We start from the raw sequence: 24,811 nt of genomic DNA on the forward strand, positions 1-24,811 counted from the left end.
GTCCACAGTGAGAAAACCGGTCGCTCGATATGATTTCGAGTTCACGAAACCGTGTGAAAGCCTTCCCTAGGGGAAGCCGTGCCAACGCCACGCCTCGATATATCAAGCACATGAAATTAAAAGCAATATCCGGATTTTTGTCGACTGTTGTCGCTATATTTCAGCATGTAATCTGTTGCCTCACGGCAACGGCTGCCGGGGCAATCCGGTCGGCCCGGTTTTAAATTAATGGAAAATGATCAATTGGTGTTACCATCCGTAACAAAAGAAAAAAGGTTTGGGCGGGATAGTGATTCGGGTCGGTAGACCATCGCAAGAGTCAGTACCGGAAAAAACACCTCGCGATGCCGCAGGGCGATCGCTTCTGACGCCGGTGTCGTCGATGCGCAGCTTCTGGGGCCTGATGCGGGCCTACTGGGTTTCCGACCGCTGGAAGGAAGCCTGGACGCTGACGCTGGTGATCGCGCTGCTCACGGCGCTGTCCAGCAAGGCCGGTGTCTGGTTCGCCGAAGCCTCGGGCGAACTGGTCAATTCCATCGCCTTCTTCCATGACGCCGCCAACACCACGCCGCTTCGCTCGCTTTTGGTCAATGCCGGCGTCCTCGTGCTGCTGGTCGTACTCAAGGACGCTGGCTTCACCGGCATCCGCAACCTTGTCTCGGCGACGTTGCACCGCAAATGGCGCGGTTGGCTGGACAGCCGCTTCAATGAAGCGCTGCTGGACGGCAATCATACGCATTTCCATGCCCAGCACGCGTCGACCGGCAGCGGCGCACCGGCCCCCGACAACATCGACCAGCGCGTCCAGGAATCCATCAAGGACATGACCGGTGGCGCCATCGGGCTCGCCATGGGCGTGCTTGGCGTTGCCACATCGCTCTATTTCGTCGGCCAGAAGCTGCTCGAAAACTCCGTCGAGGTGAAGGGGCTGGAATTCCTCGGCAGCTATGGCAGCGCCATCCTCGCCTTCCTGGCCGTCGCCACCTACGTGCCGCTGAACACTTGGATCGCGGTCAAGCTCGGCGGCCTGCTCGAGCGCCTCAACGTCAGGATGCAGCAGGCCGAGGGCAGCTATCGCGGCGAGCTGACGACATTCCTGCGCCGCTCCTTCCATGTCGCGGCGTCTCAGGGCGAAGGCGTGCAAAGGACCATGCATGGCCGGCTTTATGTCGACATCGACGGCACCTGGACGCGGCTGAACATCGTCAACACCGTCTATATGTCGTTCGAGCTGATCTACAATTTCATCGGTGCCCGCATTGTCGCCTACGGACCGGGCCTGGTGCCGTTCATCCACAACGGTCTCGACCTCAAGGGCTACATAACCGGCTCCGAACTGGTCAATTCGCTGATCGGCCAGTGTTCGTGGTTCATCCACGTCATGCCCGCCATCGCCACGTTGCGCGCCAACAGCCAGCGTGTCACCGAGCTGGCCAATGCGATCGAGAATGTCCAGCATCCGCAGGAATTCTACAGCCAGACCGGCCGCTCCGACTTCCACTATGCCAGCCAGAACCCGGTTTTCGGCCTGACCATCCAGAAGCTCGAACTGGCGCATCAGGGCGAGGACGCGACGCCCTTTCTCAGCGCCGCCAATCTGCGCTTCCGGCGCGGCGAATGGACTTTCCTGAAAGGCGAGTCCGGTTGCGGCAAGACCTCGCTGATCAAGGCGATCAACGGCCTGTGGCCATATGGCCGCGGCACCATCGTCTTCCCGGAGGGCGTCAAGAGTTTCTATGCCGCCCAGGAGGTCAAGCTGCAGCCGGTGTCGCTGAAGCAGTTGGTCTGCCTGCCCGGCTCCGAGCACGACCATGGCGATGCGCAGGTGGCGTCGGCGCTGCACAAGGCGGGGCTCGGCGACTTTATCGAGCACATGGCCGACGAAAGCCGCGAAGGCAAAAGCTGGGACCAGGTTCTGTCGGGCGGCCAGAAACAGAAGCTGGTGGTGGCCCGCATCGTGCTGCAGCAGCCGGGATTGCTGTTCCTCGACGAGGCGACCGGCGCGCTCGACCCCGATGGCAAGGTCGCCTTCCACCAGGCCATCAAGGACAACTGCCCCGATGTCACGGTGATCAGCGTCATGCACGAGGCGGTGGCGCCGAGATCGATGACGGGCAGCGAATTCTATCACAGCATCGTCGCGATCGCCGACGGCGTCGCCACCAAGAAGCCGCTGGTTCCGACCCTGCCCGCCGAACTCACCACCATTCTCGTGCAGCCAAGGCCGGTCCCAAGGCCGGTCGAAGACAAGTGGCTGCGCTTCTCGCGCCGGCTGAAGCAGAAATAACGGTTATTCCACCCCGGTCTGCCTAGTCGAACGGCGGCCGGTGATCACAGTCTCGCGATCTTGCCCGCTCGTCGGCATTTTCCCTCCTCACCGCGATTGACACGGCAAGGCGCGCTCCTATGTTGCGCCAGCTTGCAGACAATCAAACGCGAACCCGCAAGCAGAAAGGTCACCGCGCCATGCCTGGCGACAGTCACAGTCGAACGCAACAGCCGTCCGCCCTGACGTGACCTCACATGGTTCATGTCCTGCCGGACGGCAAGGAGTGAGCCATGAACGAATTTACCACGGTGGCAAGCGACGAGGCCGTCGCGATTGCCCGTATCCTAGCCAACGATCACGTCGCCGACATTGTCGAGGCCCTGAACAGGGAGCCTCGAGAGACCGCGACGGAACTGCTCTGTGAAGTGACGTTCGAACGTCTGGTCGAGATCTTCGATCAGCCGGAACTCGACGGCGCGTCGGAACTCATGGAGGCGCTGCCGCGCGCCAAGGCGGGCAAGCTGCTCACCGCCATGTCGGTCGACCGTGCCGCCGACATTTTGCGCGAGCTCGACGAGCCGGCGCGTTCCGAGCTGCTCGGCGGACTTGCGCCGCCGCTGCGCGCAACGCTGCTCTCCATCCTCGGCTATCCCGAAGGCAGTGCCGCATCGATCATGACGACGGAGTTCGTCAGCGTGCCCTCGGACTGGAGCGTCGGGCAAACGCTCGACTACATCCGCAAGGTGGAGCGGACGCGCGAGACCGTCTATGCGATCTATATCGTCGATCCGCAGACGCACCTGCTTGTGCGCTCGACGGGTCTGCGCCGGCTGATCACCGGTGAGCCGGACGATTCGATCATGACGGTGGCGCCGGATCATCTTCCGGTGACGGTCGGCCCGCTGACCGATCGCGAAACGCTGGCGCAGACGATCTCCAAATACGATCTGCTCGCCGTTCCGGTCGTCGACCATGGCAAGATCCTCGGCATCGTCACCATCGACGACATCATCGATACGATGATCGCGGAGACGACCGAGGACGTGCACCGTTTCGGCGGCATGGAGGCGCTGGACGAGCCGTACATGAAGATGAGCTTCCTCGCCATGATCAGGAAACGCGGCGGCTGGCTGTGCGCGCTGTTCATCTCGGAGATGCTGACGGCCAACGCCATGCAGAGCTATGAGGGCGAGCTGGAGAAGGCGATCGTGCTGACGCTGTTCATCCCGCTGATCATGAGCTCCGGCGGCAATTCCGGCTCGCAGGCGACCTCGCTGGTCATCCGTGCGCTGGCGCTGCGCGAGATCGGCCTTGGCGACTGGTGGCGGGTGGCGCTGCGCGAGCTGCCCACCGGCCTGGTGCTGGGCGCCATGCTCGGCGTGGTCGGCGTCTGCCGCATCGCGCTCTGGCAGTATATGGGCTTCTACGACTATGGCCCGCACTGGCCGCTGATCGCCACCACGGTGGGTGCTGCACTGGTCGGCATCGTCACCTTCGGTTCGCTGTCGGGGTCGATGCTGCCGTTCGCCTTGAAGCGCATCGGCTTCGATCCGGCCAGCGCATCGGCGCCGTTCGTTGCCACGCTGGTCGATGTCACCGGGCTGGTGATCTACTTCTCGGTGGCGCTGGTGATCCTGCGCGGCACGCTGCTGTAGCAACCATCTCCGCCGTGGCATGTCCTTGCCGCGGCGGAGTTCCTCAAACCGGCTTTGCCGTCAATCGACCCGCTCGCCGTCCTTCACGCGATAGGTCGGCTTGTACATGGTGACCAGTTCTTCCGCCGCCGTCGGATGCACGGCCATCGTACGGTCGAAATCGCCCTTGGTCAGGCCGGCCTTCAGCGGGATGCCAAGAAGCTGCGCCATTTCGCCGGCGTCCGGCCCCAATATGTGGGCGCCAAGCACTTTCTTCGACGCGCCATCGACCACCAGCTTTATCAGCATCTTCTCGTCGCGCCCGGACAGGGTGTGCCGCATCGGCCGGAATGTGGCGCGGTAGATCTCGATGTCGGAAAAGCGTTTGACGGCGTCGTCCTCCGACAGGCCGACAGTGCCGATCTCGGGCTGTGAAAAGACGGCGGTCGCGATCGTCTCGTGATCGGGCGCGGTCGGATTTCCCTTGAAGGCGGTTTCGATGAAACACATCGCCTCATGGATCGCCACCGGCGTCAGCTGCACGCGGTTGGTGACGTCGCCGATCGCCCAGACGTTGTCGACGTTGGTACGGGAGTATTGGTCGACGGCGATGGCGCCGGTCTTGGTCATCTCCAGTCCGATGCCTTCCAGGCCCATATTCTCGGTGTTGGGAATGCGGCCGATGGCCAGCATCACCTGGTCGACGGTCAGCACCTCGCCGCCGCTGACCAGCGCATCGAGCCGGCCGTCCGGCCGCTTCCGGATCCATTCGGACACGGAATGGCAAAGGATCCTTATCCCCTTCTTTTCCATGGTTTCGTGCAGCATGCGCCGCAGGTCCATGTCGAACCGGCTGAGGATCTCCTTGCCGCGATAGACCAGCGTCGTGTCGACGCCGAGACCATGAAAAATGTTGGCGAACTCGACGGCGATGTAACCGCCGCCCTCGATCATGATCGCCCTGGGCAACTCCTTGAGGTCGAAAGCTTCGTTGGAAAAGATGCAATGTTCGTGGCCGGGCAGCGCCGGATGCGCCGCCGGGCGGCCGCCGGTGGCAATCAGGATCTGGTCTGCTGTGACGGTGCGATCCTCACCCAGGAGATGCACGACATGCGGATCGACGATCATGGCGCGCGAGTGGAAGGTCTCGCCGCCGGCGCCCTCGACGTTCCTGACGTAGATCGCCTCCAGCCGGCTGATCTCGCGATCCTTGTTGGCGACCAGCGTCTGCCAGTCGAAACTGGCTTCCGGCACCGTCCAGCCATAGCCGGCGGCGTCGGCGAAGTGCTCGGGAAATTGCGAGGCATAGACGTAGAGCTTTTTCGGTACGCAGCCGCGGATGACGCAGGTGCCGCCATAGCGGTATTCCTCGGCGATGCCGACACGCTTGCCGAGTGCCGCGGCGACGCGCGCCGCCCTCACCCCGCCCGAGCCGCCGCCGATGACGAAAAGATCGTAGTCGTAACCGGCCATGACGCGGCTCCCAGGCTTCAGAAATGTGTCAGACAGGTAGGCCGCAAAACGGCAAAAGAAAAGCCCGGACAGGCCGGGCTTTCGCAGTAGGCCGCAAGGCCATTTGAAAAATGCGGGGTCAGTTGTTGTCCGCGGGGGCCGCGCCGTCGGCGGGCGCTGCGCCATCGGCCGGAGCGGCGGCTCCGTCGGCGGGCGCGGCAGGTGCTGCCTGCGCCTTTGCCTTGGCGGCTGCGGCCAGCGTTTCGCCGACCTGCTGGGCGAGATCGCGGCCGAGGCCGTTCTGCCAGATGTCGGCTGCCTTGACCAATTCGCGGGTTACCGTCGGGCCGCTATCGAGCAGCTTCTTGCCCGAATCGGAATTGTAGAAGGCGGCGATGTCGGTCAGTTCCTTTTCGGAGAACACTTTCGCGTAGGCGAGTGCTGCTTCCTTCTCGAGGTCGGCGCGGCGCGAGGCCAGCGCCAGAGCCTTCTCGTTGATGGTCTTGCCGATCAGTTCCTGCATGTCCGGGTTCTTCTGGATCAGCTGCGATTCGAGCGCCGCGGCTGCCTGCGGCAGGATGTTGTCGAACGGGTCGGTCGCGTGGATCGCAGCGACCGCCGCGCGGGCGGCCTTCAGGTGCGCTTCCGTGACATCCTGCGAAAACGCCGGCGACGAGAAGGCGAAAACGGCCGAGGCCGCCAGAAGGACGGAAAGGCTGCGAACCCGGTTATGCAACGTCATGATCGGTAGAACTCCCTGGTTTTCGGGCGGCATGGACGGTTTGGATACCGTCGCCGCCGGCGATGATGGCCGCTGAAGCCAGCCCGATGAAAAGACCATGCTCGACCACGCCCGGAATGGCGTGGAGAGCATTCGAAAGCGCTCTTGTATCCGGAATGCGGCCAAAAGATGCATCGAGGATAAAATGGCCGCCGTCTGTAACAAAAGCCTGCCCGCCCGTCATCCTCAATGTGACCGGTCCGGAAAGACCGAGCTTTTCAGCCGCCGCGGCAACCGCGATTTCAGTGGCGCGCAGGCCGAACGGATTGACTTCGATCGGCAGGGGAAAACGGCCGAGCGTCTCGACCATCTTGGAGCGGTCGGCGATGACGATCATGCGCTGGGACGCCGCGGCGACGATCTTCTCGCGCAGCAGCGCGCCGCCGCCGCCCTTGACCAGGGTCAGTTCCGGGTCGACTTCGTCGGCGCCGTCGACGGTGAGATCCAGCTCTGGCGTTTCCTCCAGCGTCGACAGGGGCACGCCAAGCTCGCGGCAGAGCAACGCGGTGCGCTCCGAAGTCGGTACGCCGATGACGGTCATGCCGGTTGCGACCTTTTCGGCAAGCAGCCGCACGAACTCCTCGGCCGTTGTGCCGGTGCCGATGCCGAGCCGCATGCCGTCATTCACATGGGCAAGTGCTGCCCGCGCGGCTTCGACCTTCAACTGCCTTGCATCCATGTCGGTTATTGCCCCGGAAATTCGCTGCCGGGCTCGTAGCATTTTTGCCGATCCGGTCAAAGCCCTGGACGGCGCTTCTCCAGGTGATGCTCAGTATAGGAATTATTTCCTTGACGGGTGAGCGCAGCTATGCTACATTTTTGCCTATGGTGCTGATTTGCGCCAACAGCCCGCCGTCGAGGCGGTTTTTTTCATAGCGGCGTCCAGCCGCGAATGCCCGGCCTGATAAGCAGCCCCCGCCTGAACGAACTGGCCCCGCGCTTGCCTTGACGCGCCGCAGCCTTTATCGCCTGCCCCTGTAGAAACTTGCCCCAGGACAGACCATGACCCGACCGATCATCGTGTTCGACCTCGACGGTACGCTGATCGACACAGCGCCGGACCTGCTCGACAGCCTCAACCACAGCCTGGCCGCCAGCGAGATCGCGGCGGTCGACGAAGCCGGCTTCAGGCGCTTTGTCGGTCACGGCGGCCGGGTGATGATCGAGCGGGCGCACGCCGCCCATCAGCGATCGCTTGCCGTCGAGGAGCACGACCGGCTGCTGAAACTCTTCCTCGACCACTACACCCTGAACATCCCCGGCAAGTCACGCCCCTACCCCGGTGTCATCGAGGCGATCGCGCGCTTCGAGGAGGCCGGCTATATCCTCGCCATCTGCACCAACAAATACGAAGCCAACTCGTTGGCGCTGATCGAGGCACTCGGCCTGACCAGGCATTTCGCGGCGATCGCCGGACAGGACACGTTCGCCTTCCGCAAGCCCGACCCGCGCCATCTCATCGAGACCATCAAGCTGGCCGGCGGCGACCCGCACCGCGCGCTGATGGTCGGCGATTCGCAAACCGACATCGACACGGCGAAAGCCGCTGGCATCCCGGTGGTGGCGGTCGATTTCGGCTACACCGACCGCCATGTCCGCGAGTTCGAGCCCTCGGCGGTGATCTCGCATTTCGACGCGCTGACGCTGGAACTGGCGCAAAGGCTGATCGCTGCCGCTGGAGGCTGATCGGAAAGCGCACAAGCCAATGGCAAATGTGCAGAAGTTTTTCGCCCTACGAATACCCCCACCCCTAACCCCTCCCCACAAGGAGGAGGGAGACTCTCGCAGGCGCTGATCTCGGCAAACCACCGAAGTTGGACGCCAAGTATAGTGAAAAGGCGCGCGGCAGCTTCCCTCCCCCTTGTGGGGAGGGTTAGGGTGGGGGTCCTCTTCGCAAGAATCTATATCGATTGGCTATAAGGAAGCGATCAGCATCTCCGTCGAAGACAAGGCCGAATAGGCCGACAATCCGATCCTCGTCGGAACGCCCGACACCGCCTTGACTTACCGCACCCGCCTCCCTTATATCGCGGCTCGCTTGGCCTTCGGGCAACGAGCGGGCGATTAGCTCAGCGGGAGAGCACACCCTTCACACGGGTGGGGTCGCAGGTTCAATCCCTGCATCGCCCACCATCTAACCCTCGGGATGAATTGGTTTCAACAGAACTCCCTGAAAATCGGCACCGGCGCGCAACTCGAAAATGACCTCGGCCTAGTGCGGAATCTTGACTGGAAAGGCGCTGACACCCGTCAGCGCACGGAGGCACTGGTCGAGGCGGTACGGATAGCGATCGCCCAACTCCGTTGGACATCAAGATCTGAACGAACGCCTGCCGAACGGTGACGATCTCGGGCAACTTCTTGTCGGATGTCAGACCGGCGATCTGACACAATGTGTTGGAACGCCAGCGGCGCTTGGTCAGCCTGCCTGCCTAAGGTCCCGAACGCGGGCGCGCCGCTATGAGCAGGTTCATCGGCCATGCCGCCCTGGAAAGCCCGGGCAAGGTCCGCTGCCAACTTCTCAGCTTTTGGCGAGCCTGGCTTGCACATGGCCTGCCTCGCACCAACAATAGCCCTGCTAGCTGGATGGTGGACGGCAACTGTTCTATGCAGGAGCGCTCGATCAGAATTTGGTGACCCGTGGAACGAAATCTTTGGCGTCCCTACTACAGCGCATTTCCAAAATTCCCCTGCCCGCGATGTAGGTCAGGGCAACTTGCTCTGCTTAAAGACAGCCGCCGAACGCTGGAAACCGCATATTCTAGGGCCGAGCAATCTGACTCTAGCTGGGAACCGGAGTGGGTAACGGAGCGCTTCATCTGCCTTTTAGTGTGCGGGAACAAGGTCTGCGGAGAGGTTGTGGCTGTCTGCGGGCGGGTTACCCATGCACATCACGAGCAGTACGAGGAGGATTTGGGGGAGATGGTAAGCTACAACTCCACCTACTATTCGCCCACTCAAATGTACCCTGCCCCGCCAGTATTTCCCTTATCCCCGAAGCTTAGCAAGGAATGCGCCGCCCATCTCCGGAAGGCATTCGAGCTGCTGTGGGTGGACCCAGCGTCGTGCGCCAACCGTATTCGGATCTTCCTCGAACGCTTGCTTGACCAGTTCGAGGTCCCCTACATGGGCGTGAACAACAAGGGCCGGGATTATGATATGACGCTGGCTCAGCGTATCGAATACCTGGAAGACAAGAAGCCGGGCCACAAGGACGCGTTCAACGCCATGCGCAACGTCGGAAACTTTGGCAGCCACCAAGGCAAGGCAAAGTTCGAAACCCTGATCAACTGCTTCGAGATTTTGCAGGAGATGCTCAAGGATTTGGTCGACGGTCGAAAGAGTCGACTGGAGAAGATGACAGCGGCATTGCTGGTCAAGAATGGCAATTTCTAGCTATTGACACTCAGGACCACGGCAGGAATATATTCCTGCCCTATTCGGCAGGGTTGCCATGCCAGCCCTCCACAAGGACCTCGACCGCTTTTGTTTGCGAAATACTGATGCGGCCATTGTATTGCTGTCGGCGGAGCCCGCAGGTAGGTTGCACCAGGGGGGATAAGTCTATGGCGGATTCGAACGAACCGGAAGAAAGTGGCGGCGGAATGCCGGTCATCGGTGCATTGGGTGCCGTCACATCTGTCGTGAACACTAAGCCCTTCACAGCTCTTTTAACTCCGGCTGCGACTTCGCTTGGCAATTACTGGGGCGAACAGACGGATGAATGGGTTGCCCGGCGCAAGGCCAAGAAGACCCGAAACCTTATACACCATAGGGACAGAGTGCTGCGCCTCGACCCGCCTGATCTCGACTCCGATGGTCCAACAGAGCGGCAGTTCGAATATGCAGAGGAGTGGGCTGAGGGCGCCGAGAAGATTGAACCTGAGCGCGACAAGGAACTCTCCGCGCTTTGGGAAGGCCTTTTGAGCGAAATCTATCGCGATGGAGACGATATTCAGGAAATGATGCAGGCGCTCAAAGCCATGGAGCGTCGTGATGCCATCCTCCTGCTCAACACCGGGTCAGGCTGGGCAATACCTCGCCACCAAGCCGAACAACACGGGCTTGAACGCTTGGCGCGGATTGGCGTGGTTGAACGCTACAGTGCATTGCGGAGGGCGGGCCAAACAAGGGTGCAGTCTCTTGCTATTCTCGGCATCTTTGCCGTCGCTATCGGCTTCCTACTTCCGAACCTGCTGGGGTTTTTGCCGATGAGCGAAACCGGAAAGGCCGAGCTTCTGCGTTACCAGACCATATTGTTCTCATGCGTGGCCGTTTGTACTGCGGTTCTTGCCTTCACATATACCCGTTTCTGGGGCTCATTTCGGCTTACAACCTTGGGTGATCGATTGAAAATGTCAGCACAACGGTTCCTCAACAAGGCATAAATGATCGGCGATGTTTCACGCGTCCTGAAAGTACTCCAAGCCAGACACCTAGCAGCTACACCCCGCCCCTTCCCGCCAAAATTCTTCTGGGCGAAGTTCAAGGCGCTACTGTAGCTCGTTTAGCTCTGGAACTGGCAAACGTCGGAGCCGTTTCGGGCCTTCATCTGCTCGAGATCCGATGCGGTCGTCGGCGCAGTAGACGAAGCAGCGTTCAGGTTCCAGCGCTCGGGCTTTCTGCACCGGCACGGGGCTTCATCGAGCCTCACCTGCCATTGGCCCGACAGGCCGCTCACCGGAAGGTGGCGAGATAGCCGAGCGCATGAACTCCTGTCGATGGGGCCAAGCTCTGCACTGCGCCTCATCGAGCCGCGATCAGTTCTTCATCGAGTGCAGGATGGCCTGCATGTGCTCTCCCAGGTCGAGTTCACCCCGAGCCTCAGCGGTCAACAGGTAATCCGCCTTAGCCCGGCGGTCGCCTCGGCTGATCGCAGGATAGGAGCAGATGGCAAGCAATGCTTCCTGTTCAATCCGGTCTGCCCTCTTGCGATCGTGGCTGCTGCTGCCCGCTTGATGAACAACCCTGTGAAGCCCGACATAGCTGGCTTCATGGGCTCCGATCAGCGCCCGCAATTCGGGTGAGGCCCCTTCCGCTTCGGCAAACGTCGGTTCAACAACCGAGGCCACGGCGGTGAACGCAAGAAGTGTACGGCGTGTGATTTCGGGCATGCCTCATATCCCTGCAGTTTGGTGAGTGCAGGCACACTTTAGCACTGGCGAAGCGGTTCGCAGAGGTGCTCCGGGACGCGACCACACTGTCTGCTGACAAAATGTATTCGCTGCCGAGCCCGCCTTCCCAGCGGTAAGTGTGGCCTTAAGTCGCAATCATTGGCTTGCGAAAGCAGGGTTTCGGGCTTCATTGACGCTGCGATCGACACCATATGGTGATCCACAGCCCTCCAAAACGAGAGAAGCTCGCTTTGACGCGGTCGCACAGCGGCCGTCAGCCGGCAATGGCTATGAACCAGGAACCTGAAAAACCATGCCTGAAAATGTCAGACCAATTTCGAAAGACGTCCCCCTCATTCAGCTAGGCGTCTATCAGTGCCGCTTCCCGGTAAGCGAAGACCGGTCGGTACCCGGCGGTTATCGTTTTTGTGCCGGGCCAACTTCGGCGGATCGCGTCTATTGCGATCACCACCACAGCATCGTGACCGCCGTCGACCCTCGCCGAACCCGTTCAGGTCTCCACCCCGCTCAACGACGCGCCGCGTAAGTCAAGCGGGCAGCGGCCCCTCGTTCGGGCAGCTGCAAACCGGTGGACTGAATCGGCACGCATTCCACCCGCGGAACAAACCGGTACGCCAGCGAGTTTCTCCCCGACGAAACTTGAGGGAAAGCCATGTCCAGATTTCTGCTGGCGACCAGCGTCGCCGTTCTTTTCGCCGTCGCGCCGGCCTTGGCCGCGGACGACAAGCCGCTGCCGCCGCCCAATGCCAAGAAGCTGTCGGAGATCATCGCCAAGGTCGAGCAGCGCGACGGCTTTCGCTATGTGGACGAGGTCGACTGGGACAGCGGCGCCTACACCGTCACCTATTACACGGCGGACAAGGCGAAGGTCGAAATCACCTATGATCCTGTGACGGCGGAGCCGAAATAGGGACGCTCCGACGCGAATTCGTTCTCGGCTGCGTCACAGGCTCCCGGCGCTAACTTCGGCGATCGCCCTGGCGCGGGCGCCTCCCCTTGCGTCAGTCGTGCTTTGATGGCTGACTGTCGTTCCCTGGAATAGCTCCGGGCGCCGCATTGGGGGATGGGGATGGCGACGGCAAAGCACGTGATGAAGCGCATATTGATGATGTTGGCCGGCTACTTCGTATCGGTGCTGGTCGGCCTGATCGCCGTGGCGGTGATCTATGGCGTGCTCAGTTCCTTGCCCAATGCGCCCAACTATTTCGACGTCATGGGCGTTTCGCCGATCGCGGTGCTGCTGGTGCCGCCGCTCGGCATGTTCGTCTATTTCCTGACGATCGTGGTGACCGCGCTGCAAACGTTGATCTTCGCGCTGATCGCAGAGTTCTTCTCGCTGCGCAATGTCCTGCTGCACATGGTTTTCGGCGCTGGCGCCGCAGTCGGCGGCTTCGCCCTGATCTGGCCGAGCGCACCGGAGGACATGGACCCGGAGCGTTGGGTCGACATCGGCATCATTGCCGCTGCCGGCCTTGTCGCCGGGTTGCTCTATTGGCTGATCGCCGGGCGCGACGCCGGCTTCCGACGGCCACTGTTCGAGCGCTAAATCAACTCGAAGGCGAGCGAACCGCCTCCGTGGCATCCAGGGCCTGCTTCAGCCGCGAGTCGCGGTCGTAGACGTCGCCGAAATATTCGACCTTGCCCGACAGATCGGGCCATGCGGTGAAATAGGCGACATAGACCGGGATCGTGCGTGTCACGTTCTCGGTCGCGTGGCCGTGCTTCAGCTTCTCGGCGATATAGTCCACGGAGGTGCCAAGCACCGCCGCCGCCATGCCGCGCGGATCCTGCAGCCGCACGCAGCCATGGCTGAGCGCGCGCATATCGCGCTGGAAAAACGATTTCTGCGGCGTGTCGTGCATGTAGATCGCATGCTTGTTGGGGAACAGGATCTTCAACTCGCCCAGCGCGTTGGCCTCGCTCGGCTGCTGGCGCACGCTGTAGGGGATGTTCGAGCCATAGGCGCCCCAGTTGACCGCCGACGAAGGAATGCGCTTGCCGCGCGAATCCGTCACCTCATAGCCGGACCGGTCGAGATAGCCCGGATCGTTGCGCAATCTCGGCAGCATCTCGTTGACGATGATCGACTGGGGCACGCCCCAATAGGGATGGAAATCGACCTGCTTGATCTGGTCGTAGAAGAAGGAGGTCTGGTTGGTGGTCCGGCCAATGACGGCACGCGTCTTGAGCTTTTCCTCGCCATTGTCGATGTAGCTCGCGGTGAAGGCCGGCTGGTTGATGAAGACGCGCGGGCTGCCGAGATCGGAGGGCAGCCAGCGCAGTTCCTCCAGCGCCACTTCCACCTTCAGCAGCTTGTCGGCCTTGGATGTTCCGGCCAGCGTCGCGACGGTGCGCGGGCCGATGACGCCGTCGCCCTTCATGCCTGCCTTCTGCTGCACGGCCTTGATGACCGGGACCAATTCCGGATCATAGACGTCGCTGGTGGCCAGCCTGGACAGGACCTCGCCATAGGCGCCGCCCATCTCGTCGTCGAGATTGCGCGCGATCAGGGTCAGCAGCTTCGGCAGTTCGGGGCTGGTTTCGCCCGGCTTCAGCAGCAGTTTGGGGTCGACGACGATTTCGTTTTCCGCACTGGCCTGCAGCGCTTCCAGTTCGACGCGCAGCGCCTGGTATTCCGCATTCTGCGGGTGCCGCGATTCGAGATAGGTGCGCACCTGCTGGGTATGCGCCAGCGTTTTCAGCACGCCTTGCAGATCGAGCGGCTTGGCCGGGAAATCATAATAGCCGGTCATGCGGTTGGGATCGACGCGGCCGTTCTGGGCGTCGTGGGCATAGCGCAGCACACGCGCCGAAAGCGCCATCTCGCAACGGACGAGTTCTTTCAGTTGCGCATTGGCATCGGTCGTCGATGCGCCGGCAGCGGGCACTTCGACCGTATAGTCGGAGGGCGTGAGGCCATAGCTTGAAGCCTCGCCAAGCACCCGCACCGCATCCTGCGCACGGCTGTTGAGGCTCGTTCCGCTTATCCAGATGAAATCCGGATTGGCCGAGTAGTACGCGATCAGCGCCTTGGCGATATCGGGCTCGGCTAAGAGTTCGTAGTCGCCCAAGCTGGCAACCGCATCACGAAACGCGGCACCCGTAACCGACGGGACGAAGGCGGCGTCCTGCGGTGTCGCCGGCGCCGGCGTCGCGGCCAATGCCGAGAAGTCGACGCGAACCAGCCGGTCGGCCTTGTAGGTGTAGTAGGACGGGCTGCTGATCTTCACATTGCCGCCGCCGCCACCGGACACTTTCGGCTTTGGCTTGTTCTTCGGTGGCGGGGGCGGAAACTCGCCTTTCGGCGCATGCCTGACGCCGCCGCCGAAAAGCATGTCGAAGAGTCCCTGCGCGCCTGCGTGGGGTACACCGAAAGCCAGCGTTGCCGTGACTGCCACCAGCGGCATCACGGTTGCTTTGTTTCCGAGGAATTTCATGGATCACCCGCTCCGGCCGCAGCCGGTTCCCGTTCCGCACGCTAGATCGTCCCGCTCACCGCATGGCGGATGTAAGGCGCGACTATACTGATTCATACCGATTTCGTTAAGCTTTCATAAATTTTGGAAAGCCTGTTGCAGAACGGTTTCACAAGATCGTGACGGCTGGAGCGGAGGGTGGTTCCGCCCCAGCCGGAATCCCCGCGGGATCAGGCGTTGGCGCCGCCATCGATGGTCAGGGCAGCGCCGGTGACGAAGCGGCCTTCCGGGCCTGCGAGCCAGGCGACCATGCCGGCAATGTCGTCGGCCTTGCCGAAGCGCGGCGTTGCCATCTTCCGGCGCTGATGCTCGGCATGCGGGCCGTCGGCCGGGTTCATGTCGGTGTCGGTCGAACCGGGGTGGACGACATTGGCGGTGATGCCGCGCGGGCCGAGGTCGCGCGCCAGCGCCTTGGTCAGGCCGACCAGCGCCGCCTTGCTGGCTGAATAGGCCGTGAGGCTGCCGTCGGTCGCCCGCTCGGCAAGGTTGCTGCCGATCGAGATGATGCTGCCGCCCTCACCCATATGGGCGGCCGCGGCCTTGGAAGCGATGAACGGGGCCCGGAGATTGACCTCCATGGTCTCGTCGAAATCGGCGAGCGACAGCGTGTCGATTGGGGCGGCGCGCCAGATGCCGGCGCTGTTGACCAGGATGTCGAGCCGGCCGAAGGCGGTTACGGCGTCGTCGACTGCCTTGTCTAGGGCGACCGCATCGCGGTTGTCGGCTTTGATCGCGATGGCGCGGCCGCCCTTGGCCTCGATCTCGGCGACGACGGCGCGGGCCTGTTCCTCGCCATGCACATAGGTCAGCGCGACGCTGGCGCCATCGGCCGCCAGCCTCCGCGCAATCGCCGCGCCGATGCCGCGACTGCCGCCGGTGACGAGCGCGGCCTTGCCGTTCAATTTGCTGGAAGACATCGAATTCTCCTTTTATGTAATGATCGATACATAAATATCTGTCAGCCTTGCCCGCTGGCGTCAACTAAATTATGTATCGATCAACACAGAAAGAGCGTCATGTCGGAACGAGGCCGTCCCCGCACCTTCGATCGAACCGGAGCCCTGCGCCGCGCGATGCAGGTGTTTTGGGCGCGTGGTTACGAAGGCGCATCGATGAGCGAGCTGACCGCCGCCATGGGCATCAACTCGCCCAGCCTCTACGCTGCCTTCGGCAGCAAGGAGGCGCTGTTCCTGGAGGCGACGGATTTTTACTCGCACACCGAGGGTGCCGACATCTGGCTGGCATTGGACGAGGCTCCGACCGCGCGGCAGGCGATCGAACAATTCCTTTGCCTGACGGCGAAAGCCTATGCGCAGAGCGATCGCCCGCAGGGCTGCCTGATCACGCTGGGCGCACTGCATCAGGATTCGAGCCGCGGCGCCATCTGCGACGATCTGCGCCGCCGTCGTGCCGAAAACCACACCGCCCTGCAAAAACGTCTGGAGCGCGGTATTGCCGAAGGCGAATTGCCGGCGGATTTCGACGCGAGCGCTGCCGCGACCTTCTTCGCCACGGTCCAGCACGGCATGTCGATCCAGGCGCGAGACGGCGCCTCGCACGCTGCCCTGCTGGCGACGGTTGCCGGGGCCATGGCTGCCTGGCAGACGTTGGCCGGCGGCAACGCGGCGTGACAAACGCCGGCTGGTGTGCTCGAAATCCGCCAGCAAGGCCGGGAGGGACGAGAGCGTGAAAAAGGGTTATCGCGAGCTGCTGGACGAGGCGAACGCCGTGATCGAGGTGGTTTCGCCGGAGGAAGCGGCCGGGCTGCTCGACGATGAAGACACCATCTTCGTCGATCTGCGCGATCCACGCGAAGTGGAACGCGACGGCCGGATTCCGGGCGCCAAGCATGTCACGCGCGGCATGCTGGAATTCTGGATCGACCCCGAAAGCCCTTACCACAAGCCGTTCTTTGCCTCGGGAAAGAGCTTCGTGTTCTTCTGCGCCGGCGGTTGGCGCTCTGCCCTGGCCACAAAGACGGCGCAGGACATGGGGCTTTCGCCGGTCAAGCACATCCTTGGCGGCTACACTGCCTGGAAGGCCGCCGGACTGCCGGTCGAACCCGGCGAGAAGAAGAAATAATCTCGACCGCCGCTCAATGCAGCAGCAATGGCTCGCGATGCGTCACGAAGCCGACCGCGCGTTCGACCACGCCCTTGTCGGCAAGAATGCGGCGATGGCCAAGCCCGTCGGCCCAGTAGAGCCGCACATGGCCGCCGGCACCGGCATAGCGCCTTGCGTGATCGGCCGAGACTTCGCGGTCGTCCGGCGCGTGGATGACCAGGGTCGGCACCGGTGCCTGGGCGAGCTGGCGGTCGCCGGTGAATTCGTGCAGCGGCCGGCCGGAAAGATGCTCGACCCGGTCCGCCATGGCGGCTTGCGAGCGCGGGCCGACATTCAACATATGACTGAAGTCGGCAAAGATCGCCGGCAGGGAACTTGGCGCCGCGATCAGCACCAGGCGTCCCGCCGCCAGCGGCGGGATGTTCTTGACCGAACCGGCGATGGCATTGGCGGCGACGGCGCCGCCGAAGGAATGGCCAACCGCCGCCGCGAACGGGCCGAACCATTCGCCGGCAACCCGCACCGCATCCACCGCATTGACCATGTTCAGGCGCCGGCCCTGCGACTGGCCGTGGCCAGGCAGGTCGAGCGAAACGACCCTGTAGCCGGCGGCGCGATAGCCTTCGATCAAGGCGCGCATATATTCGGTGCGCGAGCGCCAGCCATGGACGACGAGCACCGTGCCGACGGCCGCCCTGCCCGGCTCGGGCCGGAACTCGTGCACCATGACGCAGCCGGTCGCGGTCTTCAGCCGGTGATGACGCGCCTCGGTCATGAACCCCGCCGCACGCTCGACAGCGCGGCGCTCGCCATCGCTGAGCGCCTTGACATTCGGGGTGCGGCAGAACAATTCGAACGCCGCGCGTCCGCTGAGCCGCGGCGCGACACGCTCTGCCGCACCGAACACGCCCCGGATGACCTTCAGCCCGAATGATGCCATAGTGAGAATCCATCCATACGTTCAAGCATGAACATAATAGTTCAAAGATGAACAATAAACAAGAGCTGCCTTGGGACAACCCGCGTTTCCGCAACTGGGTCGCGGTGGCGCGCGCCTGCCATGTGCTTGAGCGCACGCTGGCGGTGAAACTTGCGCCGCTCGATTTGAAGCCGGCGCAGCTCGACGTGCTGATGAACCTCTATCGCCACCCCGGAATGTCGCAGCACGATCTTGCCCGCAAGCTGCTCGTCGGCCGCTCCAACATCACCATGCTGTTGCCGCAGCTGGAAGCGCGTGGCCTGCTGCGCCGCGAAGGCGACGAGAAGGACAAGCGCATCCTGCGGCTCGCGCTCACCGAGGCCGGCGAGGCGCTGCTGATGCAGGCGCTGAAAGTGCATATGGCGCTGATCGAGAAGGCGATGAGCCAGTCGACGCCGGAGCAATGCGACATGATCGGTGAGCAGATGCGCAAGATCTATGATGTGCTGAATGAGGCTTGAGCGCCCTTCAGCCCAACCCTACCACATCGTCTTCTTCGCCCGTTCCGGCCATTCCTTGTCGTAGGTTTCGCCGTCGATGTTCTTGCGGCTGGTGATTTCCAGGATCTGTCCGGGCGTCGGCAGCGACTTCGGCTCGACATGCCTTGCCGGGTTCCAGAGCTCGGAGCGGACGATGGCCCGGGCGCATTGGAAATAGACCGCATCGATGTCGACGACGGTTACCGATCGCGCCGCCTTGCCGTCCACCGCAAATGACGCGCACAGCGCTGTATCCGTTGTGATGTGGGCGCGGCCATTGACGCGCAGCGTCGTACCGGAGCCCGGCACCAGGAACAGCAGGCCGACGCGTGGGTCGCGGATGATGTTTTTCAGCGAATCGGCGCGGTTGTTGCCGCGACGGTCCGGCATCATCAGCGTTTTCGGATCATGGATGCGCACGAAGCCGGCGAGATCGCCGCGCGGCGAACAGTCCAGCCCCTCCGGTCCGCTGGTCGCCAGTGCGACAAAGGGCGAGGCTTCGATAAAGGCGGCGTATTCGGGAATGATGTGGTCGAGTTCCTTGACCAGCGAGGCCTCGCCTGGAACGCCATAGAGTGCCTCGAGCTGCTCGACCGTGGTGATGACGGACATGTTTTCGCCTCCAAACCTTTGCCGGCGCTGCGCCATCTCGATGACGTTTTGACGACAGCGAGAGGAATCAATCTAGCGGTCCCGGCTCAATCCCTTTTCCGCAAGCTCCGCGAGATAGGCTTCCCAGCGCGCATCCTTCTCGTGGCCGAGCGTATGCAGGTAATTCCAGGTGAAGATGCCGGTGTCGTGGAAATCGTCGAAGGTGATGCGCACGGCGTAGTTGCCGACCGGCTCGATCTTCAGGATCGCCACATTGCGCTTGCCGGGGACCGTCACCCGCTGATCCGGCGAATGGCCCTGCACTTCGGCCGATGGCGAGGCGACGCGCAGCAGTTCCGCCGGCAGTTCGAACGGATGGTGGTCGGGAAAGGTGACGGACAGAAGTTTGCGGTCCTTGGAAACCCTGAGTTCTTTCGGTGCGGTCATGCTGTTCGATCCCGTGTCATCCGCCCTTCCCTACGCCGCTTCGCCAAACGGGAAAAGGTCTGATGAGACCGACCGACATGCGATGTCGGCTGAGAGATGTTACCAAAGATCGAGAGGCGCTATCTTGAACAGCAGGCCGGATCGTATCACATAGCGGTATATAACGAAGCCGTTCACGGCCACGGGAAGCGCTTGAAGCATGGACATGATTGATCCTTTCGGCCGCACGATCAGCTATCTCCGCGTGTCGGTTACCGACCGCTGCGATTTCCGCTGCACCTATTGCATGGCCGAGGACATGGCCTTCCTGCCGAAGAAGGACCTGCTGTCGCTGGAAGAGCTCGACCGGCTGTGCACGGTTTTCATCGAAAAGGGCGTCAGGCGATTGCGGCTGACCGGCGGTGAGCCGCTGGTGCGCAAGAACATCATGCATCTGGTGCGCCAGCTGTCGCGGCATCTCGAAAGCGGCGCGCTGGAAGAACTGACGCTGACCACCAACGGCTCGCAGCTGTCGCGCTTTGCCGCCGAACTCGCCGATTGCGGCGTCAGGCGCATCAACGTCTCGCTCGATACGCTCGATGCCGACAAATTCCACAAGATCACCCGCTGGGGCCATCTCGACAAGGTCATGCAAGGCATCGATGCCGCGCAGGCGGCCGGGCTCAAGGTCAAGCTCAACGCAGTGGCGTTGAAGGATTTCAACGACGCCGAGCTGCCCGAGATGATGCGCTGGGCGCATGGCCGCGGCATGGACCTGACGGTCATCGAAACCATGCCAATGGGCGAGATCGATGCCGACCGAACCGACCAGTATTTGCCGCTGTCGCTGCTGCGCGCGTCGCTCGAACGCCAGTTCACGCTGACCGACATTCCCTTCAAGACCGGCGGCCCGGCGCGCTACGTCCAGGTCGCCGAGACCGGCGGACGGCTCGGCTTCATCACGCCGATGACGCATAATTTCTGTGAGAGCTGCAACCGCGTCCGGCTGACCTGCACCGGCACCCTCTATATGTGTCTCGGCCAGGAAGATGCCGCCGATCTGCGCGCGCCCTTGCGCGCCTCGGAAGGCAACGAGCTGGTCGCCGAAGCAATAGACGAAGCCATCGGCCGCAAGCCCAAGGGCCATGACTTCATCATCGACCGCCGCACCAGCCGCCCATCGGTGTCGCGCCACATGAGCGTCACTGGCGGCTGATCTTTCCGTGAAATTCATGCAATATCGCTTCGGGATCATGACTTCGAGGCGAGCATGCGGCTGCACTCTTCATTCCTGGTCATTGCGACAATGGCAGCAACCAGTGCGGTTGCCGCGCCGTTCACCTATGTGAACGATCGCTTCGGCACTGTCTGCACCTTTCCCGACGACGTCTTCACCGATCGCCAGCCGGAGCCCGACAATGGCGACGGACAGCAATGGCTGAGCGCCGATGGCGCCAGCCTGATCTGCTCGGGCATCCTCAACGTCGACGACGACACGCCGAAAGGCTTTGTCGCGGCGGAGAAGGCGAGCAAGGAGCCGGGCTACAAGGTCACCTACAGCAAGGCCGGAAAGGACTGGGCCGCGCTGTCGGGCCTGAGGGATGGAAAGATATTCTACGAGCGACGTCTGTTTGGGAAAGACGGTATCATCCGTACGGTCTGGGTCGACTACCCGCCGGCGCTGAAGTCGAAATACGATCCGCTGGTCGGCGCCATCGCCGGCAGTCTCAAGGGGCCATGACGGTTTCGGACCACACCCCAGAAAAAGTCTTGTTCGCGAACCGCAGCCGGATTTACGGCCAGTCTGTTCCAGCCTAGCCTTCCCCTGGAAGCTGCTCTTCGCTCACAGGGGGATACACCATGCGCAAACTCGTTCTTTTTCTGGCACTGCTTGGCCTCGCGGCCGTGCCCGCGGCGGCGCAGTCGATCGGCGGCACTTATACGGTCGCCGGCACCAATTTCGACGGCTCGGCCTATGGCGGCGAAGCCACCATCACGCTGACCAGCGGGACGACCTGCGCGATCCATTGGGAAACTGGTGGCTCATCTTCCGACGGCATCTGCATGCGCAACGATGATGCCTTCTCCGCCGGCTATGTCATGGACAAGGATATTGGCCTCGTCGTCTACAAGGTGGCGGCGGACGGTTCGCTGCACGGTCTTTGGACGATCGCCGGCAAGGAAGGCAATGGCACCGAGGTGCTTACGCCGAAGAAGTAAGTTCGCCATCGCAGCGATATTCCGGGCCACAAACAAGGCTGTGGCCCAGTCCTTTGCTGTTGCTGTTTCATGCCCGACTGTTACAGGCTTGCTGCCTAAAGCGCGTCGCGTTTGAACGGATTCAGCCACGCGCTTCAGGTCTTTGTTTCTTATGCATGTCGTTTCCCCAAACCGAGGTCACTTTTGGGCGATATGTATTAGCAGAACCGGTAGCCGTCTTGCCCCTGTCTCCAAATCTTCGCGGCGCGTTGTTCATGATGGTGGCGATGGCCGGCTTCACCCTCAACGACGCCATCACCAAATACTCGTCGCAATCGATGAACATGGCGCAGGTCATGTTGATCCGTGGGGCTTTCGCTTCGCTTTTCGTCGGCCTGCTGGCCTGGCAGCGCGGCGCTCTCGCTCGCCCGGGCTCGATGCTGCAGCCTCTGGTCGCCTTGCGCGTGATCAGCGAGGCCGGCGCAACGGTGAGTTTCCTCGTCGCCCTCGCCCATCTGCCGATCGCCAATGTTTCAGCGGTGCTGCAGGCGCTGCCGCTGGCGGTGACGATGGGAGCGGCACTTGTCTTTGGCGAGACTGTCGGCTGGCGGCGTTGGCTGGCCATCGCCATCGGATTTGCCGGCGTGCTGATCATCGTGCGGCCGGGCTTCGAAGGGTTCAGCGTCTACTCGCTGTCGGCGCTGGCCAGCGTCGCCTGCTGCGCGGTGCGCGATCTCGCCACCAAGCGGATCCCCAAGGCCATTCCGACATTGCTGGTGTCGACCGCGACCGCGCTTGCCATGACCATCGTCGGCGCGGCGCTGTTGCCGGCAATGGGCGGCTGGACGCCGATGACGGGCAACAGCACGGCCCTGCTGGCCCTGGCTGCTGTGCTGGTGACTATCGGCTACCAGTTCATTATCATGGCGATGCGGGCGGGCGACATCTCCTTCATCGCGCCGTTCCGCTATACGGCTCTGATCTGGTCGATCCTGCTTGGCCTGTTCATCTTCGCGGACATTCCCGATCTGCCGATGATCGTCGGCGCCACCATCATCATCGGCTCCGGCCTCTATGCGCTCTACCGCGAGCGGGTCGTCGGCCGGCGCAAGATCGTCGCCGAAAGCACGGGGCCAAGCATGGTTCCGGACGGAATCTAGCCAGATCATTGAAGGTTCTTGTGATTTCCGACGGCTGGCGTACAGGCTTCGTGGCATGAAGCGAGACATTGCGGGGATTGTTCTGGCCGGTGGCCAGTCGAGGCGGATGGGCGGCGGCGACAAGAGCCTGTTGCCGCTTGGCGATGGCTGCCTGCTTGACCAGGTCGTGTCGCGCTTCGCCCCGCAAATAGAATCGATGGCGCTCAGCGCCAATGGCGACCCTGCACGATTCCTGCGCTTTGGACTGCCGGTGCTTGCCGACAGCGTGCCCGGCTTTGCCGGTCCGCTCGCCGGAATCCTGACCGGCCTCGAATGGGCCGCGGCCAACAGGTCTTGCAAGGCGATCGTCAGCGCTGCCGGTGACACGCCTTTCCTGCCGTTGGACCTTGTCGAGCGTCTGGCAGGGGCCGCCGATCAAAGCCCCGGTTCTATTGCCGTTGCCCGCTCGGCCGGCAAGCGGCATCCGACCTTCGCGCTGTGGCCGATCGGCTGCCGCGATGCCTTGCGGCACTTTCTGGTCGATGAAGATATCAGGCGGGTTTCGGCTTTCATCGACCGGCACGGTTTTGTCGAGGTGGAGTTCCCGGTTCCGCCATCGGCGGGGATCGACCCTTTCTTCAACATCAACGAGCCGGACGATCTTGTGTCTGCCGAGCGTCTGTTGCAGAGCATCAAGCCATGAACAGACGTGTCTTCGGCATCACCGGCTGGAAGAATTCCGGCAAGACGACTTTGACCGAGAGGTTGGTCAGCGAATTGGTCCGGCGCGGCTGGAAGGTGTCGACGGTGAAACATGCCCACCATGACTTCGACATCGACAAACCTGGCGCGGACAGCTTTCGCCACCGGCAGGCCGGCGCCACCGAAGTCGCGATCGTCTCCGGCGTTCGCTGGGCACTGATGCACGAGCTGCGCGGCGAGGATGAGCCGACATTGGAGACTGTCCTGTCGCGGCTTGCCCCTTGCGACCTCGTGCTGGTCGAGGGCTACAAGCGCGAAGCCCACAGCAAGATCGAAACCCGCCGGCTGGATGCGAAGGACCGTACGCCGCTTTCGGCGGGGGATCCCAACATCGTCGCTGTTGCCGCCGATTTTGCCATTGAAGGCGAGCTGCTGCCGGTATTCGATCTCGACGATGCAAAATCGATAGCCGACTTCATCGAGCGCACCACCGGGCTCGTTGCTTGAGCGCTGACGCAACGGCAGAATAGCCTTGCCCATTTTTATGGTTTTGCAGTTGCTTTTTTCTTGGAAAGAGTGGGAGTATCGCGCCAGCGGGCGGTCAAAAGCACCGCCCCACAGAGCCGTTCGGAACGACGGCCGGGACCATAAAGAGAGGACCATCATGCGTATTTCACTGCGTATCGCGCTTGCCGCATCGGCCGCGCTGCTGACGCTCGGCGTCGCCCAGGCCCAGGAAAAGACCCTGAGGATCGGCACCGAAGGCGCCTACCCGCCCTTCAACAACCTTACCGCCGATGGCCAGCTCGTGGGCTTCGATATCGACATCGCCAAGGCGCTTTGTGATGAGATGAAGGTCAAGTGCACCTTCGTCGCCCAGGATTGGGACGGCATCATTCCAGCCCTCCAGGCCGGTAAATTCGACGCCATCGTCGCCTCGATGTCGATCACGCCGGAGCGCAAGGAGAAGGTCGACTTCTCGAACAAATACTACAACACGCCCTCGGCGATCGCCGTGCCGAAGGACAGCACGCTGAAAGGCGTGACCAAGGAAGATCTCGCCGGCAAGACCATCGGCGTCGCCACCACCACCACGCATTTCAACTATGCCTCGAAGACCTACACCGACAGCACCGTGAAGGGCTATCCGAGCAGCCCCGAGGAGCAGGCCGATCTTGCCAATGGTCGTCTCGACGCCATCGAGGACGATATCGTCGTGCTGCAGCAGTTTCTGGACTCGCCTGACGGCGCCTGCTGCAAGATCCTCGGCCAACCTTCGCCGCAGCCGGTCGAGATTTTCGGGCCTGGTGCCGGCATTGCCGTACGCAAGGGCGAAACCGACCTGGTCAACAAGCTCAATTCGGCCATCGCCGCCATTCGCGCCAATGGAAAATACAAGGAAATCAACGACAAGTATTTCAAGTTCGACGTCTACGGCGCCGAGTCCTGATAAGCCAGGTCAAGACGGCGGGGAATTTCCCCGCC

26 protein-coding genes and 1 tRNA gene are annotated in these 24,811 nt (G+C 62.3%); 18 read left to right on the forward strand and 9 right to left on the reverse strand.

Translation table 11 applies throughout. From position 1 onward, the window contains the following. Window positions 1-382 precede the first annotated feature (382 nt). Both A9K65_RS20525 and mgtE read left to right on the forward strand, forming a co-directional pair. Window positions 383-2,287, forward strand: coding sequence for an ABC transporter ATP-binding protein/permease (locus A9K65_RS20525; RefSeq protein WP_024503285.1), 1,905 nt, complete (start codon window positions 383-385; stop codon window positions 2,285-2,287). 272 nt (window positions 2,288-2,559) lie between these two features. After that, window positions 2,560-3,924, forward strand: coding sequence for a magnesium transporter (gene mgtE / locus A9K65_RS20530; RefSeq protein WP_064993196.1), 1,365 nt, complete (start codon window positions 2,560-2,562; stop codon window positions 3,922-3,924). 60 nt (window positions 3,925-3,984) lie between these two features. Here the strand turns inward: mgtE and gor are convergent, their stop codons facing one another. The 3 genes from gor to rpiA all read right to left on the reverse strand — a co-directional run bounded on the left by gor (window position 3,985) and on the right by rpiA (window position 6,815). Then, window positions 3,985-5,376 carry a glutathione-disulfide reductase gene (gene gor / locus A9K65_RS20535; protein ID WP_064993195.1) on the reverse strand — a complete coding sequence of 464 codons (1,392 nt, stop codon included), beginning with the start codon at window positions 5,374-5,376 and terminating at the stop codon, window positions 3,985-3,987. A gap of 118 nt (window positions 5,377-5,494) precedes the next feature. Beyond that, entirely contained in the window at window positions 5,495-6,097 is a 603-nt protein-coding gene (locus A9K65_RS20540) for a DUF2059 domain-containing protein (RefSeq protein WP_013531665.1), read from the reverse strand. After that, a complete protein-coding gene (gene rpiA / locus A9K65_RS20545) occupies window positions 6,084-6,815 on the reverse strand; it encodes a ribose-5-phosphate isomerase RpiA (RefSeq protein ID WP_024503288.1) in 732 nt (243 codons plus the stop codon). Before rpiA ends, A9K65_RS20540 begins: the two co-directional genes overlap by 14 nt. A gap of 323 nt (window positions 6,816-7,138) precedes the next feature. Between rpiA and A9K65_RS20550 the strand changes: the two genes are divergently transcribed. The 4 genes from A9K65_RS20550 (at window position 7,139) to A9K65_RS20565 (ending at window position 10,524) form a co-directional block, all read left to right on the forward strand. Continuing rightward, entirely contained in the window at window positions 7,139-7,822 is a 684-nt protein-coding gene (locus A9K65_RS20550; RefSeq protein WP_064993194.1) for a phosphoglycolate phosphatase, read from the forward strand. Between the two features lie 372 nt (window positions 7,823-8,194). Further along, window positions 8,195-8,269: transfer RNA gene (locus tag A9K65_RS20555), tRNA-Val, on the forward strand. Between the two features lie 789 nt (window positions 8,270-9,058). Beyond that, a complete protein-coding gene (locus A9K65_RS20560) occupies window positions 9,059-9,532 on the forward strand; it encodes a DUF4145 domain-containing protein (protein WP_157678522.1) in 474 nt (157 codons plus the stop codon). A 170-nt stretch (window positions 9,533-9,702) separates the two neighbouring features. Continuing rightward, entirely contained in the window at window positions 9,703-10,524 is an 822-nt protein-coding gene (locus A9K65_RS20565; protein ID WP_157678525.1) for a hypothetical protein, read from the forward strand. 372 nt (window positions 10,525-10,896) lie between these two features. Here the strand turns inward: A9K65_RS20565 and A9K65_RS20570 are convergent, their stop codons facing one another. Continuing rightward, a complete protein-coding gene (locus A9K65_RS20570; protein ID WP_064993191.1) occupies window positions 10,897-11,250 on the reverse strand; it encodes a hypothetical protein in 354 nt (117 codons plus the stop codon). 673 nt (window positions 11,251-11,923) lie between these two features. Between A9K65_RS20570 and A9K65_RS20575 the strand changes: the two genes are divergently transcribed. Together A9K65_RS20575 and A9K65_RS20580 are read left to right on the forward strand one after the other, a co-directional pair. Then, window positions 11,924-12,181 (forward strand): PepSY domain-containing protein, encoded by a 258-nt coding sequence (locus tag A9K65_RS20575; RefSeq protein WP_013531689.1) that lies wholly within the window; start codon window positions 11,924-11,926, stop codon window positions 12,179-12,181. Between the two features lie 153 nt (window positions 12,182-12,334). Then, window positions 12,335-12,817, forward strand: a complete 483-nt coding sequence (locus tag A9K65_RS20580; protein ID WP_063167997.1) for a hypothetical protein — start codon at window positions 12,335-12,337, stop codon at window positions 12,815-12,817. Window position 12,818: 1 nt separating this feature from the next. On the opposite strand, the gene A9K65_RS20585 is transcribed toward A9K65_RS20580, so the two are convergent. Together A9K65_RS20585 and A9K65_RS20590 are read right to left on the reverse strand one after the other, a co-directional pair. Continuing rightward, complete coding sequence (locus A9K65_RS20585; RefSeq protein ID WP_064993190.1) at window positions 12,819-14,708, reverse strand: murein L,D-transpeptidase; 1,890 nt, start codon at window positions 14,706-14,708, stop codon at window positions 12,819-12,821. Between the two features lie 209 nt (window positions 14,709-14,917). Then, a complete protein-coding gene (locus A9K65_RS20590) occupies window positions 14,918-15,664 on the reverse strand; it encodes a 3-oxoacyl-ACP reductase family protein (RefSeq protein ID WP_064993189.1) in 747 nt (248 codons plus the stop codon). A gap of 99 nt (window positions 15,665-15,763) precedes the next feature. Here A9K65_RS20590 and A9K65_RS20595 point away from each other — a divergent pair, with 99 nt between their 5' ends. Both A9K65_RS20595 and A9K65_RS20600 read left to right on the forward strand, forming a co-directional pair. Continuing rightward, window positions 15,764-16,378, forward strand: a complete 615-nt coding sequence (locus A9K65_RS20595; protein WP_064993188.1) for a TetR/AcrR family transcriptional regulator — start codon at window positions 15,764-15,766, stop codon at window positions 16,376-16,378. A gap of 55 nt (window positions 16,379-16,433) precedes the next feature. Next, complete coding sequence (locus A9K65_RS20600; RefSeq protein ID WP_013531694.1) at window positions 16,434-16,829, forward strand: rhodanese-like domain-containing protein; 396 nt, start codon at window positions 16,434-16,436, stop codon at window positions 16,827-16,829. 13 nt (window positions 16,830-16,842) lie between these two features. On the opposite strand, the gene A9K65_RS20605 is transcribed toward A9K65_RS20600, so the two are convergent. After that, window positions 16,843-17,751 carry an alpha/beta fold hydrolase gene (locus tag A9K65_RS20605; protein ID WP_064993187.1) on the reverse strand — a complete coding sequence of 303 codons (909 nt, stop codon included), beginning with the start codon at window positions 17,749-17,751 and terminating at the stop codon, window positions 16,843-16,845. A gap of 47 nt (window positions 17,752-17,798) precedes the next feature. On the opposite strand from A9K65_RS20605, the gene A9K65_RS20610 reads away from it, so the two are divergent. Then, entirely contained in the window at window positions 17,799-18,251 is a 453-nt protein-coding gene (locus A9K65_RS20610) for a MarR family transcriptional regulator (RefSeq protein ID WP_013531696.1), read from the forward strand. 18 nt (window positions 18,252-18,269) lie between these two features. Here the strand turns inward: A9K65_RS20610 and A9K65_RS20615 are convergent, their stop codons facing one another. Both A9K65_RS20615 and A9K65_RS20620 read right to left on the reverse strand, forming a co-directional pair. Next, window positions 18,270-18,881, reverse strand: a complete 612-nt coding sequence (locus A9K65_RS20615; protein ID WP_064993231.1) for a pyridoxamine 5'-phosphate oxidase family protein — start codon at window positions 18,879-18,881, stop codon at window positions 18,270-18,272. A gap of 72 nt (window positions 18,882-18,953) precedes the next feature. Beyond that, a complete protein-coding gene (locus A9K65_RS20620; protein WP_013531698.1) occupies window positions 18,954-19,307 on the reverse strand; it encodes a DUF971 domain-containing protein in 354 nt (117 codons plus the stop codon). 199 nt (window positions 19,308-19,506) lie between these two features. On the opposite strand from A9K65_RS20620, the gene moaA reads away from it, so the two are divergent. The 7 genes from moaA to A9K65_RS20655 all read left to right on the forward strand — a co-directional run bounded on the left by moaA (window position 19,507) and on the right by A9K65_RS20655 (window position 24,776). Further along, the gene (gene moaA / locus A9K65_RS20625) at window positions 19,507-20,502 is read left to right on the forward strand and encodes a GTP 3',8-cyclase MoaA (protein ID WP_013531699.1); all 996 of its coding nucleotides are present in this window, start codon (window positions 19,507-19,509) and stop codon (window positions 20,500-20,502) included. A 54-nt stretch (window positions 20,503-20,556) separates the two neighbouring features. Further along, on the forward strand, window positions 20,557-21,027 hold the full coding sequence (locus A9K65_RS20630; RefSeq protein WP_064993186.1) for a hypothetical protein: 471 nt from the start codon (window positions 20,557-20,559) through the stop codon (window positions 21,025-21,027). Window positions 21,028-21,146: 119 nt separating this feature from the next. Then, window positions 21,147-21,506, forward strand: a complete 360-nt coding sequence (locus A9K65_RS20635; RefSeq protein WP_064993185.1) for a hypothetical protein — start codon at window positions 21,147-21,149, stop codon at window positions 21,504-21,506. Between the two features lie 218 nt (window positions 21,507-21,724). Further along, window positions 21,725-22,645 carry a DMT family transporter gene (locus tag A9K65_RS20640; RefSeq protein ID WP_064993184.1) on the forward strand — a complete coding sequence of 307 codons (921 nt, stop codon included), beginning with the start codon at window positions 21,725-21,727 and terminating at the stop codon, window positions 22,643-22,645. A gap of 55 nt (window positions 22,646-22,700) precedes the next feature. Beyond that, window positions 22,701-23,327 (forward strand): molybdenum cofactor guanylyltransferase MobA, encoded by a 627-nt coding sequence (gene mobA, locus A9K65_RS20645; protein WP_013531703.1) that lies wholly within the window; start codon window positions 22,701-22,703, stop codon window positions 23,325-23,327. Beyond that, window positions 23,324-23,833 (forward strand): molybdopterin-guanine dinucleotide biosynthesis protein B, encoded by a 510-nt coding sequence (gene mobB / locus A9K65_RS20650; RefSeq protein WP_064993183.1) that lies wholly within the window; start codon window positions 23,324-23,326, stop codon window positions 23,831-23,833. Before mobA ends, mobB begins: the two co-directional genes overlap by 4 nt. 157 nt (window positions 23,834-23,990) lie before the next feature. After that, window positions 23,991-24,776, forward strand: a complete 786-nt coding sequence (locus tag A9K65_RS20655; RefSeq protein WP_013531705.1) for an ABC transporter substrate-binding protein — start codon at window positions 23,991-23,993, stop codon at window positions 24,774-24,776. Window positions 24,777-24,811: the final 35 nt, after the last annotated feature.

This window comes from Mesorhizobium sp. WSM1497, assembly GCF_001672455.2.
GTDB classification, from domain to species: Bacteria; Pseudomonadota; Alphaproteobacteria; order Rhizobiales; family Rhizobiaceae; genus Mesorhizobium; species Mesorhizobium ciceri.

What these genes read in the sequence shown, in the direction of transcription:
- A9K65_RS20525 (WP_024503285.1), top strand. Translation starts at nt 383, where the DNA reads ATGCGCAGCTTCTGGGGCCTGATGCGGGCCTACTGGGTTTCCGACCGC.
- mgtE (WP_064993196.1), top strand. Translation starts at nt 2,560, where the DNA reads ATGAACGAATTTACCACGGTGGCAAGCGACGAGGCCGTCGCGATTGCC.
- gor (WP_064993195.1), bottom strand. Translation starts at nt 5,376, where the DNA reads ATGGCCGGTTACGACTACGATCTTTTCGTCATCGGCGGCGGCTCGGGC.
- A9K65_RS20540 (WP_013531665.1), bottom strand. Translation starts at nt 6,097, where the DNA reads ATGACGTTGCATAACCGGGTTCGCAGCCTTTCCGTCCTTCTGGCGGCC.
- rpiA (WP_024503288.1), bottom strand. Translation starts at nt 6,815, where the DNA reads ATGGATGCAAGGCAGTTGAAGGTCGAAGCCGCGCGGGCAGCACTTGCC.
- A9K65_RS20550 (WP_064993194.1), top strand. Translation starts at nt 7,139, where the DNA reads ATGACCCGACCGATCATCGTGTTCGACCTCGACGGTACGCTGATCGAC.
- A9K65_RS20560 (WP_157678522.1), top strand. Translation starts at nt 9,059, where the DNA reads ATGGTAAGCTACAACTCCACCTACTATTCGCCCACTCAAATGTACCCT.
- A9K65_RS20565 (WP_157678525.1), top strand. Translation starts at nt 9,703, where the DNA reads ATGGCGGATTCGAACGAACCGGAAGAAAGTGGCGGCGGAATGCCGGTC.
- A9K65_RS20570 (WP_064993191.1), bottom strand. Translation starts at nt 11,250, where the DNA reads ATGCCCGAAATCACACGCCGTACACTTCTTGCGTTCACCGCCGTGGCC.
- A9K65_RS20575 (WP_013531689.1), top strand. Translation starts at nt 11,924, where the DNA reads ATGTCCAGATTTCTGCTGGCGACCAGCGTCGCCGTTCTTTTCGCCGTC.
- A9K65_RS20580 (WP_063167997.1), top strand. Translation starts at nt 12,335, where the DNA reads ATGGGGATGGCGACGGCAAAGCACGTGATGAAGCGCATATTGATGATG.
- A9K65_RS20585 (WP_064993190.1), bottom strand. Translation starts at nt 14,708, where the DNA reads ATGAAATTCCTCGGAAACAAAGCAACCGTGATGCCGCTGGTGGCAGTC.
- A9K65_RS20590 (WP_064993189.1), bottom strand. Translation starts at nt 15,664, where the DNA reads ATGTCTTCCAGCAAATTGAACGGCAAGGCCGCGCTCGTCACCGGCGGC.
- A9K65_RS20595 (WP_064993188.1), top strand. Translation starts at nt 15,764, where the DNA reads ATGTCGGAACGAGGCCGTCCCCGCACCTTCGATCGAACCGGAGCCCTG.
- A9K65_RS20605 (WP_064993187.1), bottom strand. Translation starts at nt 17,751, where the DNA reads ATGGCATCATTCGGGCTGAAGGTCATCCGGGGCGTGTTCGGTGCGGCA.
- A9K65_RS20610 (WP_013531696.1), top strand. Translation starts at nt 17,799, where the DNA reads ATGAACAATAAACAAGAGCTGCCTTGGGACAACCCGCGTTTCCGCAAC.
- A9K65_RS20615 (WP_064993231.1), bottom strand. Translation starts at nt 18,881, where the DNA reads ATGTCCGTCATCACCACGGTCGAGCAGCTCGAGGCACTCTATGGCGTT.
- A9K65_RS20620 (WP_013531698.1), bottom strand. Translation starts at nt 19,307, where the DNA reads ATGACCGCACCGAAAGAACTCAGGGTTTCCAAGGACCGCAAACTTCTG.
- moaA (WP_013531699.1), top strand. Translation starts at nt 19,507, where the DNA reads ATGGACATGATTGATCCTTTCGGCCGCACGATCAGCTATCTCCGCGTG.
- A9K65_RS20630 (WP_064993186.1), top strand. Translation starts at nt 20,557, where the DNA reads ATGCGGCTGCACTCTTCATTCCTGGTCATTGCGACAATGGCAGCAACC.
- A9K65_RS20635 (WP_064993185.1), top strand. Translation starts at nt 21,147, where the DNA reads ATGCGCAAACTCGTTCTTTTTCTGGCACTGCTTGGCCTCGCGGCCGTG.
- mobA (WP_013531703.1), top strand. Translation starts at nt 22,701, where the DNA reads ATGAAGCGAGACATTGCGGGGATTGTTCTGGCCGGTGGCCAGTCGAGG.
- mobB (WP_064993183.1), top strand. Translation starts at nt 23,324, where the DNA reads ATGAACAGACGTGTCTTCGGCATCACCGGCTGGAAGAATTCCGGCAAG.
- A9K65_RS20655 (WP_013531705.1), top strand. Translation starts at nt 23,991, where the DNA reads ATGCGTATTTCACTGCGTATCGCGCTTGCCGCATCGGCCGCGCTGCTG.